14 protein-coding genes are annotated in these 12,292 nt (G+C 38.8%); 8 read left to right on the forward strand and 6 right to left on the reverse strand.

Translation table 11 applies throughout. The features are described from left to right. Window positions 1-49: 49 nt before the first annotated feature. A complete protein-coding gene (locus tag BN358_RS19450) occupies window positions 50-1,834 on the forward strand; it encodes a flavocytochrome c (RefSeq protein WP_019230208.1) in 1,785 nt (594 codons plus the stop codon). 47 nt (window positions 1,835-1,881) lie between these two features. Here the strand turns inward: BN358_RS19450 and BN358_RS19455 are convergent, their stop codons facing one another. Next, a complete protein-coding gene (locus BN358_RS19455) occupies window positions 1,882-2,199 on the reverse strand; it encodes a hypothetical protein (protein ID WP_019230209.1) in 318 nt (105 codons plus the stop codon). Beyond that, window positions 2,196-2,495, reverse strand: coding sequence for a DUF2089 family protein (locus tag BN358_RS19460; protein WP_019230210.1), 300 nt, complete (start codon window positions 2,493-2,495; stop codon window positions 2,196-2,198). Before BN358_RS19460 ends, BN358_RS19455 begins: the two co-directional genes overlap by 4 nt. A gap of 196 nt (window positions 2,496-2,691) precedes the next feature. On the opposite strand from BN358_RS19460, the gene BN358_RS19465 reads away from it, so the two are divergent. From BN358_RS19465 to BN358_RS19480, 4 genes are all read left to right on the forward strand, one after another. Further along, complete coding sequence (locus tag BN358_RS19465) at window positions 2,692-3,522, forward strand: helix-turn-helix domain-containing protein (RefSeq protein ID WP_019230211.1); 831 nt, start codon at window positions 2,692-2,694, stop codon at window positions 3,520-3,522. Between the two features lie 200 nt (window positions 3,523-3,722). Beyond that, window positions 3,723-3,953 carry a MoaD/ThiS family protein gene (locus BN358_RS19470; RefSeq protein ID WP_019230212.1) on the forward strand — a complete coding sequence of 77 codons (231 nt, stop codon included), beginning with the start codon at window positions 3,723-3,725 and terminating at the stop codon, window positions 3,951-3,953. A 19-nt stretch (window positions 3,954-3,972) separates the two neighbouring features. Beyond that, the gene (locus BN358_RS19475) at window positions 3,973-4,386 is read left to right on the forward strand and encodes a 4Fe-4S dicluster domain-containing protein (protein WP_019230213.1); all 414 of its coding nucleotides are present in this window, start codon (window positions 3,973-3,975) and stop codon (window positions 4,384-4,386) included. Window positions 4,387-4,395: 9 nt separating this feature from the next. Continuing rightward, the gene (locus BN358_RS19480; RefSeq protein WP_019230214.1) at window positions 4,396-6,273 is read left to right on the forward strand and encodes an aldehyde ferredoxin oxidoreductase family protein; all 1,878 of its coding nucleotides are present in this window, start codon (window positions 4,396-4,398) and stop codon (window positions 6,271-6,273) included. 72 nt (window positions 6,274-6,345) lie between these two features. Here BN358_RS19480 and BN358_RS19485 read toward each other — a convergent pair whose 3' ends face one another. Beyond that, a complete protein-coding gene (locus BN358_RS19485) occupies window positions 6,346-6,819 on the reverse strand; it encodes a hypothetical protein (RefSeq protein WP_019230215.1) in 474 nt (157 codons plus the stop codon). A 103-nt stretch (window positions 6,820-6,922) separates the two neighbouring features. Between BN358_RS19485 and BN358_RS19490 the strand changes: the two genes are divergently transcribed. Beyond that, the gene (locus BN358_RS19490) at window positions 6,923-7,528 is read left to right on the forward strand and encodes an SOS response-associated peptidase family protein (protein WP_019230216.1); all 606 of its coding nucleotides are present in this window, start codon (window positions 6,923-6,925) and stop codon (window positions 7,526-7,528) included. 29 nt (window positions 7,529-7,557) lie between these two features. Here the strand turns inward: BN358_RS19490 and BN358_RS19495 are convergent, their stop codons facing one another. Together BN358_RS19495 and msrA are read right to left on the reverse strand one after the other, a co-directional pair. Then, window positions 7,558-8,124 (reverse strand): uracil-DNA glycosylase, encoded by a 567-nt coding sequence (locus BN358_RS19495; RefSeq protein ID WP_019230217.1) that lies wholly within the window; start codon window positions 8,122-8,124, stop codon window positions 7,558-7,560. A gap of 8 nt (window positions 8,125-8,132) precedes the next feature. Further along, window positions 8,133-8,609, reverse strand: a complete 477-nt coding sequence (msrA, locus tag BN358_RS19500) for a peptide-methionine (S)-S-oxide reductase MsrA (protein ID WP_019230218.1) — start codon at window positions 8,607-8,609, stop codon at window positions 8,133-8,135. 171 nt (window positions 8,610-8,780) lie between these two features. On the opposite strand from msrA, the gene BN358_RS19505 reads away from it, so the two are divergent. Next, window positions 8,781-9,077 carry a helix-turn-helix transcriptional regulator gene (locus tag BN358_RS19505; protein WP_019230219.1) on the forward strand — a complete coding sequence of 99 codons (297 nt, stop codon included), beginning with the start codon at window positions 8,781-8,783 and terminating at the stop codon, window positions 9,075-9,077. A 16-nt stretch (window positions 9,078-9,093) separates the two neighbouring features. Then, on the forward strand, window positions 9,094-11,607 hold the full coding sequence (locus tag BN358_RS19510; RefSeq protein ID WP_019230220.1) for an FAD-dependent oxidoreductase: 2,514 nt from the start codon (window positions 9,094-9,096) through the stop codon (window positions 11,605-11,607). 37 nt (window positions 11,608-11,644) lie between these two features. Here the strand turns inward: BN358_RS19510 and BN358_RS19515 are convergent, their stop codons facing one another. Then, window positions 11,645-12,232: a hypothetical protein gene (locus tag BN358_RS19515; protein WP_019230221.1), complete on the reverse strand. Its 588-nt coding sequence runs from the start codon at window positions 12,230-12,232 to the stop codon at window positions 11,645-11,647. Window positions 12,233-12,292 lie beyond the last annotated feature (60 nt).

Genomic DNA, 12,292 nt, shown 5'->3' on the forward strand with positions numbered 1-12,292 from the left:
AATGTGAAACGAAAAACAATATATAAATTATAAACAAACGGGAGGAAAAATGAAAAAATTAATATCTATAGTGCTTGCTTTATCAATGGTGCTTGGAATTACAGGCTGCAGCCAGGCAAACACTCAAAAACCATCACAGGAGACTGCTCAGGAATCATCTATTGATGGAACATATGAAGGAACAGGAACAGGCAAGGGCGGAAATATTGTAGTAGAATTAACAATTACCGACAACAAAATTTCCGATATAAAGGTTAAAGAAGAACATGAAACAGAAGGATTGAATGAAGCAATGTCCATCATGACTGAAGAAATGATTGCAACAAACAAATTTGATGTTGACGGTGTTACAGGGGCTACAATAACATCAGCAGGATTCAGAACAGCAGTTGCTGATGCATTTTCAAAAACAGGAGCTGACAAAAGCGTGCTTGTTTCCTCAGGAAAAGTTGAAAAGGAAAAAAGAGAATCAGAATACACTTCAGACGTTATAGTAATCGGTGCAGGTGGTGCAGGACTTACTGCTGCAATAACAGCTGCCGATAATGGAGCAAGCGTAATTGTCCTTGAAAAAATGCCAATAATCGGAGGAAACACTCTTCTTTCAGGCGGTGAATACGCTGCTCCGGGAAACTGGATTCAGGTTGAAGAAGGAATCGAAGACAGTGCTGATAAGTTTTATGCAGACATATTAAAAGGCGGAGACAACGAAGGCAATCCTGAACTCGTAAGAATTCTTGCTGACAATGCCCTGGCTGGAGCAAACTGGCTGAAGGATGACATTAAAATGGTTTTTGAAGATTACATGTTGTTCTTTGGTGGTCATTCAGTTGAAAGAAGCTTGGTTCCAAAAAATGCAACAGGGTATGAAATGATAAACAAATTAAACGCAAAACTTGCAGAAAAAAATATACCGCTCCATAAAAATACCACTGCAGCAGAATTAATTCAAAATGCTGACGGGCAGGTAACAGGTGTGAAGGCAGTCCACGACGGCCAGACAATAACATACAATGCAAATAAAGGTGTTATAATTGCAACCGGCGGATTTGGTGCAAATCTTGATATGAGAATGAAATTCAATGAAAACATGAATGAAAAAATACTTTCAACAAATTCAGTAGGAAGCACCGGAGACGGAATTACATTAGCAGAAAAAATCGGTGCTGAGCTTGTAGACATGCAATACATTCAGACTTACCCAACATGCGATACACAATCAGGTTCACTTTTATATGTAGGTGATGTACGTCTGGAAGGAAGAGCAATCCTTGTAAACAAGGAAGGAAAAAGATTTGTTGAAGAGCTTGAAAGAAGAGATGTAATTTCAAATGCGGTAATTGAGCAGACAGGCGGAGTATCCTACATGTTCTGGGATGAATCAGCCATGACAGATTCAGGTATGGCAGTTACTCATGAGTCAGAATACAACGGCTTGATTGCAAGAAAACAGTTAGTTAAGGCAGACACAATAGAAGAAGCTGCCGCATTCTTTGAAATAGATGCAACAGAGCTTAAGAAAACAGTTGAAAACTACAATCAGTATGCAAAAGACGGCGTTGACAAAGAATTCAACAAAAGAGGAACATTGGTGGAATTTGGTCAGGGACCATACTATATAATGGTATCCAAGCCTGCTGTTCATCACACAATGGGCGGAATTAAAATCAATGCAGAAGCACAGGTTTTAAACAAAAATGGTGAAGCAATAAAAGGATTGTATGCAGCTGGTGAAGTAACAGGAGACATTCACGGAACAAACAGACTGGGAAGCGATGCCATAGCCGACATCACGGTATTTGGACGCATTGCCGGTCAATCTGCAGCAAAATAAACAAAACAAAATCGCTGGTACGCCAGCGATTTTTGTTTATTATGGTATTATTCTAAATCCTGTATATTCATCTTGTTTATTTCCTGTTTGTTTTTTTCCTTGATTTTTTCTCTGCAGGCCTTGTAAATTGCCAGATTTATGACTGAAGGAATCAAAAATACGGCAAATGCTGCTAAAATGGGAGCAATATCTCCAGTATATATCATGCTTCCAAAAGACATGAACGCTGCAACCAGAAGATTTATGGCAGGAAGAATCAGCCCAAGGTATTTGTTTTTGCTCATGGAAAGAAATATTTGAAGAGCTGCTAAAAGCACTATAATAATTACAGCAGCTATTAAAAACACCAATACTTTACTCATCATTCAATCTCCTTTAATTTTTTATATTCAGAAATCAATATTTTAGCTGTTTCAAAATCTATTTTTTCATTGACAGCCATTCTCTTTATAAGTGAAATGTACGGTTCCTTTGCATTGTCTTCACTTATTTGTATTTTTTGAATCAAACGGTCCAGCCTAAGCCTTACCGTTGGATATGTAACCCCGTATATTGCAGCCACTTCTTTTAGAGAGCCTGATGACATCAAAAACTTCTTGATAAATGATATATCTTCTTCCTCAAGATTATTCAGCCATTCCGGCAACACATCAACACCCATACTGCCACCTCATCTTTTATTTAATATTACTTCATTATTATATTTAACAATTTTAAATATACACTTTAATTTTATTAAAGTCAATCATGAATAATGTAATAATATGATAAAATTTTTCCAGTAGATGACGCAAAATTTTATTGAATTATTTCAAAATTTTGATATGATTTTATTATAAATATTTCAGGAGGCAGCTATGAACAAGTTGACGATCGGACAGATGGCGCGGGCAAACGGCGTGTCTGAGCAAACGCTTCGCTACTATGATAAAATAGGCTTATTAAAGCCTGTGGATGTGGACAAAGCTACAGGTTACAGATTTTATTCCATCAAGCAAAGCGCACGCCTTGATATGATTCAGTATATGCAGTCCCTTGGAATGAGCTTGAACGATATTTACAATCAGCTTAAAAATTGTGATGTTAAGCTAACAAAACATGTACTGGAACAGAAAAAACTTCAAATCGACAACCAGATAGAATCTCTTCAGCATCAAAAAATAGCTCTGACGCATGCAGTTGAAAATTATGAAAGATACGAATCTTCACCTCCCGACGGAACAATTGTGCTTGAATTTATTGATAAAAGATGGATTTACAGCTATAAAACCGACACGAATTTTTACAACTTCGGAATTGAAGTCTATGAGGAACAGCTTAGAAAGATGAAGGAAGACATGGACAGCCAGGGTCTTCGCAGCACTTATTTCTGCAATGCAGGAAGCACTGTTTCTCACGAAAATATTCTAAGTAGAAACTATGTATCTGATAAACTGTTTGTGTTTGTAGACATAGAGCATGTTCCTGAAAAACTTGTAAGTTCAATACCACCCAACACATACCTCTCTATTTACTGCAACAAATTTGAAATGGAAATACCCTATGCAAACAAATTGTTGGATGAAGCAAGTTTAAGAAACTACACAATTACAGGCGATTACATATGTGAAGTAATTGTTGATTTGCCCGATTTTATCGAAAATGAAAGAGGTATGTTTTTTAAGCTGCAAATTCCTGTTAAAATTTAATTTTCTCAGAAAATATTTCTTGACCTTATAGTTACAATAACCTTTATAATTTATTTAGAATAGCTCCGATTCTCATAGACCCACAGGGCCTTTGAGAACGACAGGTGGATGGAGCAATCTGTTCGCCCCCCTTTTTGAAAAGGAGCCGCAGCATGTTATTGCTGTGGTATTTTTGTATTTTTATTTAGAAAGGAGCTGTTATGAAAGTTAAAGTAAGACTGACTGGACTTTTGGCTGCCTCATGCGGTTTCAGGGAAAAGATTGTAGAGCTTCCAAACGATTTCACAATAGCAGAAGCCATAACATTCATGAATATTTCCGTGAGTGGAATCTGGACTAAAAGCAGCGTAAACGGCAGCCTTAAAAACAAGTCATATGTTCTTCAGGAAGGCGATGAACTTTATCTCTTTCCCATTGGCGGCGGCGGTTAAAAAAATCAGGAGGTGTAAATTGAAACCAGGAGTAATTAAAGTTAAGACGAACAAGGAAGTGTGCCAGGGATGCAGGAGCTGTGAAGCGGTTTGTTCCCTCATTCACACGGAAGCAGTGTCACCTCAGACAAGAGGTATTCAAATTTCAGAACTTGGACAGCTTGGAAAATTCAAAATCACTGTATGTCAGCAATGCTTTGATATGCCATGTGCAGAAGCTTGCCCGGAAAAAATAATTGCCCGCAACGCCTATTCCGGGGCAGTTGTTATAGGTGAAGGCTGCATTGGCTGCGGTTCATGTGCAGAAGCATGTCCTTTCAGTGCAATTGTTATGACTGATTTTGACGGTGAAGTCAAACCATTTAAATGTGACTTGTGCGGCGGATTGCCCGAATGTGTTTCTGCATGCCCCCGCCAGGCACTGTCGTGGTAGGAGGTTAACATGAAAGGATATATGAACTCTATAATAAAAGTAGACTTATCAAGTGGAAACATTAAAAAGGAACACTTAAATGCTGATTACATCAAAAGGTACTTAGGCGGTGAAGGCTACGGTATTGCTCTTCTGTGGAATAACATGACTCTTGATGCAGATCCTCTTTCACCGGAAAACCTACTGAGCTTCAACACTGGCCCCATGACAGGCACTCCTGCTCCTTCGGCATCTCGTACTAGCGTGTGTTTCATGTCTCCACTGACAAACACCATAGGAGCCTCTAACATGGGGAGCCACTTTGGAGCAGAGCTTAAATTTGCAGGTTACGACACTGTGGCGTTCACTGGGAAAGCAGAAAATCCTGTATATTTACTAATAGACAATGAAAAGGTCGAAATAAAGGATGCATCCTCCCTCTGGGGAATGAATACCAGGGAAACAACAGAGGCCATAAAGGAAGCTGAAGGTCATGACATCAAGGTATGCTGCATAGGTCAGTCAGGTGAAAAATTGTCAAGTCTTGCCTGCATATTCAGCGATGACTGTTTTGCAGGAAGAGGCGGTGCTGGAGCTGTAATGGGAAGCAAAAACCTTAAGGCTGTTGCAGTGCGTGGAACCGGCAAAGTTGAAATTGCAGACACGGATGCATTTAAAATGGCTTTCAAAAATTCTATAAGAGAACTTCGTGAAGAAGCATATACCTGGGGACCTGTTCACGGCTACGGCACACCTGCATGGGTTGGAGGTGCTGATGATTTCGGAATACTCCCTACAAGGAACTTCATCAACAACAAGTTTGAGGAAATTGAAAAGGTTCTGCCATACAATCTCTGGAACAATACAGACAAATACAAGGTGACCAGGAGAACATGCTATGCTTGCCAACTTGGCTGTCACAAATATGTTGTAATGGGAGATGTGGAAGTAGGAGAAATGGAATATGAATCTCTTGCTGCATTTGGTCCTCGATGCGGAGTTTCAGATTATGAAAGCATATGTATGGCAGGATATTACACAACAATATATGGAATAGACTCCATATCAGGAGGCTCCACAATCAGTGCAATAATGGAATGGTATGAAAAAGGTATAATCACCAAGGAACAGACCGACGGCCTTGAAATGAACTTCGGAAACGGTCCGGCAATGGCAGAGATGCTAAGGAAAATGTGCCTTCGTGAAGGATGCGGTGACTTGTATGCTGACGGATCATTTGCTGCAGCCAAAAAAATCGGCGGCAAGGCCATGGACTATGTAATGGCTGTTAAAGGCATGGAGATTTCAGCAACTGACCCGAGAGGATCTTCCTCCATGACAATTTCCTTCGGAACAAGCGAGCGCGGTGCCTGCCACATGAGGCCTTATGCTGCAACCATCGATGCATTCGGATATTTATATCCTGATCTGGACATAACTGAGCCTAAGGATCCTTTCAGCGACACAGAAGACAAGACGTGGCTAAAAGCTCTCAAGGAATGCTTTGTTGTAACAAACCTTGCTGGAATTTGTGACTTTAATGTAATAAATGCGGAAATGAAACCTTCCACCATGGCAGAACTTTATAAGGCCATAACAGGCGTTGAAATTGACAAGTATGAACTTCTTAGAACTGCTGAAAGAACAATTGCACTTGAAAGGGCAATAAATTACATCCGGGGATTTAGAAGAAAAGATGACCGACTTCCTAAACGCTTTATGACGGAGCCTGCCACCGGAGGTCCTCCGGCAGGAAGAGTTGCAGACATGGAAGCAGCTCTTGACAAGTATTACGAAGCATGTTCCTATGACAAGGAAACTGCAATTCCAACACTTGAAAAGTATCAGGAACTGGGAATGATGCATATTGCAGAAAGAGTTTACAATCTGATCAAACAGGAAGCATAATATAATGAAATAAAGCCGTCAATTATAATTGGCGGCTTGCATTCTCATTATTCTGGTGCCGCTGCATGAAATCTAGCTTATCCAGGGATTTCCTGGATCTTTGATTTCCCATTTTCCGTTTCTGTATTTAAGCTCCATGCCTTCATAGCCTATGGCTCCCAGTCCTGAACGAAATTTTGAAACATCCATTTTGATGGTATTGTTCTTCATTTTTTCATCTTCCAGTTTAAACAATATTCCTTCCTCAAAATTTGTGTCCTTTATATATCCGTTCTTTTCAAGTTCCTCGCTAGTGGTATCAAGAACTGTCAGCCCATATTTTTCAAGGTTCTTTAAAAACACCTTTTTGCTTTCTTCTGTGATATTTTTCATTTTTGTTGTGTCCACAGCTAGGTACTTGATATTCAGGTTCAGTGCCTCGTCTTCGTTGTAAAGTTTGTCTATGGCAGCTTCATATGCCCCTGCTGCGTCAGGTGCTTCTTTAGCTGTACAGCCGCTTATCAATACAAAACTAATAATCAATAATATATATAACAGTTTTTTCATAATTGCCTCCTAGCTTTATAGACGAAAAAAACCTATTTTTGTTCATGCAAATTTTTATTGAAATAAAACAAATTGAATGCAATAATAAGGTGAGGTGGTTTTTATGTGCGGAAGATATTATATGGATATTGATGACAAAGAAATCAAAAAAATTGCTGATGAAGCAGAAAATATCATTTACCCGGAGTACAAGAACGGGGAAATATTTCCTTCAAATGTGGCTCCCATATTGATTCACGATGAGAAAAATACCCGGCCAATACTTGCCAAATGGGGATTCCCAAAGTGGGACGGAAAAGGAATAATAATAAACGCAAGAATGGAATCTGTCCACGAAAGACAGATGTTTAAAAACCTGGCTTCCACAAACAGGTGTATTGTTCCTGCTTCTTATTATTTTGAATGGAAAAACGAAAAAACCTTTAAAACAAAGTATATGATAAAAAATCCAGACTCCATTCTTTACATGGCGGGACTTTACAGTGTGGTTCGCCACAAGGACAGGCAACTTAGCCTGTTTGACGACAATGATACCGATATTTACTACACAATAATAACAAAGAACGCTCATCCTTCCCTGAACTACATACACAGCCGCATGCCTCTCATATTTGACAAACAATATGTGGATGATTACCTCAGCGGGAAAAACATCAAGGAACTCCTTGAGACTGTAAAAGACAACTACATAAGTGCCGCAGTAAAATAAAAAATACAACCAGCTACAGGCTGGTTGCTTTATTTTTCTTCATTTTTCAGTTCCTTTAGTTTTGCTGCAATGCTTTTAAAGTCTTCCCAGGAATCCTTTTTAGCTAATTCATTCCTTAAGAGGTATGATGGATGGTACGTTGGCATGAAAAAAATATCTCCTTTTTTTACAAATACCCCTCGTTGCCTGCTTATGCTTAAGTTTGGGTCAATGAGCTTCTTGGCAGACACAGCCCCCAGACACACAATTATTTTAGGACGGATGAGTTTTACCTGCCACCTTAAATAATCAATGCATGATTCTGCTTCATCATCCATGGGATTTCTGTTTTCCGGAGGTCTGCATTTTACCACATTGGCAATATATACATCCGAACGCTTTAAATTTATTGCTCCAATCATCTTATCAAGCAGCTGACCTGCTTTTCCTACAAAGGGCCTGCCCTGCACATCCTCGTTGTATCCGGGACCTTCTCCTACAAACATTATGTCTGCATGTTCATTGCCTTCACCGAAAACAACGGTTGTCCTTGTTTCTGCCAGCCTGCACTTTTGACATTTTGAAGTGAATTTTTTAAGCTCATCCATTGAATACATAAGTGCCTCTACAGTGTCAGGTCTATGTGGCAATATCCATTTGGATTTTTTTCAAGATATTTCTGATGGTATTCCTCTGCAGGATAAAAATTCTTAAGAGTTTCCAGTTCTGTAACTATGGGCTTGTTGTATTTTTCTCGTTCCTGGTCCACAGACTTGTTTATGGTTGTTAAATCTTCGTCATTTGTGTAATAAATTCCTGTCCTGTACTGAGTTCCCACATCTCCTCCCTGTCTGTTCATGAGCGTAGGGTCTATAACTTTCCAGAAATCCTGAAGTATTTTTTCAAGTGTGATTATATTTTCATCATATTTAATATAGACTGTCTCAGCATAACCTGTTGTGTTGGTGCAAACCTGTTGGTAAGTTGGGTTTTCTGTGTTTCCATTGGCATATCCAACCACAGTTTCAACTATTCCCTTCCTTAAGTCCATGTAGGCCTGAAGTCCCCAAAAACATCCGCCGGCCAAATAAATTTCCTTCATATATTTCAGCTCCATTCATCAAATGTGATTATTTTTATATTATTATAATTTTAGCATAAAATACTTGCATATTCCACAATCAAAAAATATTGTTTATTTTTTTACATTTCCTCTTGACATTATATTCAAATATGCTAATATATTAATATAAGAATGTTAACGAGGTAGATTATGATAGACTTTAATGACAAAGAAAAAACAAAGCATCTTCTGGCTGAAAAAGCAGAGATGTTCAAGACAATTGCACATCCTGTACGGCTGTGCATATTGGCAATGCTAATAAAGGAAGAAAAAAGCAATGTGACTGAAATTCAGTGCTGCATAGATGTTCCTCAGCCAACAGTGTCACAGCACCTTGCGAAACTAAAATCTGCAGGCATTGTTTCTGCAGACAGGAACGGAACAGAAATAATTTATAAAATCAAAAATCAAGAAGTAAGACATATTGTTGAAGAAATTCTGCAATAAAAAATAGGAGGAAATGATGAGTAAAAAAATAGTTATTATCGGCGGCGTAGCAGGGGGAGCCTCTACAGCTGCAAGACTTAGAAGACTTGACGAAACTTCACAGATCATTATGTTTGAAAGAGGTTCATACATTTCATACGCTAACTGCGGACTTCCTTACCATATAGGAAATGTTATTAAGGAAAGAGACTCTCTCTTGGTAACAACTCCGGAAGCCATGTCAAAAAAATACAACGTTGATGTAAGAATAGATTCTGAAGTTATATCCATAAACAAAGAAAACAAGAAAGTTCAGATTAAAAAAGTAAAAACAGGTGAAACTTATGAAGAAAGCTATGACACTCTGGTAGTATCAACTGGTTCTTCACCTCTTAAGCCACCTATTGAAGGAATAAACTCTCCTGGAATATTCACCCTCTGGACAGTTCCAGACACTGATGAAATCAAAAAATTTATAAGCGAAAGACAACCTAAGAATGCAGTTGTAATAGGAGGAGGCTTCATAGGATTAGAAGTTGCTGAAAACCTCCATGCCGCTGGCCTTGAAGTAACTGTAGCTGAAGCAATGGACCAGGTAATGGCACCTGTTGATTATGAAATGGCACAGCTTGTTCAAAACAACATGGTTGCAAACAAGATTAATCTCATTCTTGGAGATGGTGTTTCAAAATTCAAAAGCGAAAACGGAAAAGTTACTATAACTTTGGCAAGCGGAAGAACTCTTGATGCAGACATGGTCATTTTATCCATAGGTGTACGTCCAAACGGACAGCTTGCTAAGGATGCAAATCTTGAAATAAACCAGAGAGGCGCAATTGTAGTTGATAAGTATCTAAAAACTTCAGATCCGAATATTTATGCCCTTGGGGATGTTATAGAGGTTGAAGAATATATAAACAAGGGAAGAGCCATGATTGCTCTTGCAGGTCCTGCAAACAAACAAGGAAGAATATGCGCCAACAACATTTACGGTGCCAACGAAGAATACAAAGGAACTCAGGGAACATCTGTTGCAAAGGTATTTGATGTTACAGTTGCTTCAACAGGTACAAACGAAAAGACATTAATAAAAATGGGCATGACTGAAGGCAAAGACTACCTTACTGCTATAATCTCCCAGAAGTCACATGCTGGTTACTATCCTGAAGCTTCGGAAATGATTTTGAAACTTGTGTTCTCAGCTGATGGCAAGAAAATCTTCGGAGCTCAAATAGTGGGAGAAGACGGAGTTGACAAGAGAATTGATACAATTGCAACAACCATACGTCTGGGCGGAAGCATTTATGACCTCAAGGAACTTGAACTGGCATATGCTCCTCCATATTCTTCAGCAAAAGACCCTGTAAACATGCTTGGATTTGTGGCTGAAAATATAATTCAAAACAAAGTAAAATTATCTAAATGGAACGACATCAATCCTGAAGTTAAAAATGATGTCACAATTCTTGACGTTCGTGAAGAAGCTGAGCTGATGGTTCTAGAAATTCCAAACTCTGTAAATATTCCACTTGGACAGCTGAGAAAAAGATTAAATGAGCTCAACAAGGATGATAAAATAATTGTGTTCTGTGCAGTAGGAGTTCGTTCATACAATGCAGCAAGAACATTGATGGAAAACGGATTTAAAAATGTAACTGTATACCCTGCTGGAACTAACTTCTACAAACAGGTGTACTACAATTTCTTCAACAAGACAGATAACAGAATGATTACACCGCCTGCAGCACAGGAAGAAGTAAAAGTAAATTTTAACAACGCTGCAGCACCAAAAGCAAAAGCCTCTATACAGGTTGACTGCAGCGGACTTCAGTGCCCTGGACCTATAATGAAGGTCTATGAAACAATTAAGAAAGTTGAAGACGGAGATATTATTGAAGTTTCCGCAACAGACTCAGGTTTTGCAAAAGACGTGGAAACATGGTGCCGCAGAACAGGAAACACTCTTCTGGGCGTTGAAAAGAAGGGAAAACTAAATGTAGTTACTCTTCAGAAAGGAATTAACAACGCTCCTGCTGCAACTTTAGTAGCAGCAAGCAATATCCAGGTTCCTGTTCCGGCAAATGACGGAAAAACATTAGTAGTTTTTAGCGGTGACATGGATAAGGTTCTGGCATCATTTGTAATTGCCAATGGTGCAGCAGCCATGGGAAGACCTGTTACAATGTTCTTCACATTCTGGGGATTGAACGTGTTGAGAAAAACAGAAAAACAAAATGTCAAAAAACCTCTTATTGATGCAATGTTTGGAATGATGATGCCTCAAGGCGTAAGCAAACTGAAGCTTTCCAAAATGCACATGGGCGGAATGGGAACAGCAATGATGCGCAAGGTAATGAAGGACAAAAACATTGATTCTCTGGAAGACCTGGTTAAAAAGGCAATGGACAACGGAGTTAAAATGATTGCATGCACCATGTCAATGGATGTAATGGGAATAACAAAGGAAGAATTAATTGACGGCGTTGAATTTGCAGGTGTAGGAACATACCTGGGCGATGCTGAAGAATCCAACGTAAACTTATTTATATAAACAACAAAAGACCGCAAATGCGGTCTTTTTGTTTTGACTACAAAACCTGTACTTCAAAAGCCGTAGTCTGAGGCGGTATGCTCATGGTCATGAATGTTGCATGTATTACTCTTACAAAATCTCCTATTCTCAAATCTCTCAGCCTTATTTGTCTTCCTCTTCTGTCTCTGATTACAGTGGAATCAGTGATAACAAATCTTATCTGGCTGTATATATCGTTAGGATTTCCAGTGTACAAAAATCTGTTATTTAAATCAACATCAAGAACCATTCCTTCTGTAACATGAGTTTCTTCCATGCTGTTTACAACTGTTATTCTGTAAGCTCTTGACTGGGGAGGCATACTTCTTGTCATCATTGCTGAGAACTCTACATCCACTGTCATTCCCTGCCTCAAATCCCTGAAGGACATAGGGTTACCAAATGCATCCCTAATTACTGTATCCCTGTCAACTGTCAGCACTACAACCTGTTCATTCATGCAGTAGTCATTAGTATCTCTGTAGGATATTGTTACAAATCCTGTTCTGTTATCCATGTCTATATTTTCAATAACAGCATCTTCCGCTCTCATTACATTGCCTCTGTCAGGCCAGAATCTTTGATTATATATTAAATCATCCATATTACACCTCATATTAAATTTATATATTCATATATATTCGTAATGTATATTTTGGTGTAT

This window comes from Sedimentibacter sp. B4, from assembly GCF_000309315.1.
Classification (GTDB): Bacteria; Bacillota; Clostridia; order Tissierellales; family Sedimentibacteraceae; genus Sedimentibacter; species Sedimentibacter saalensis.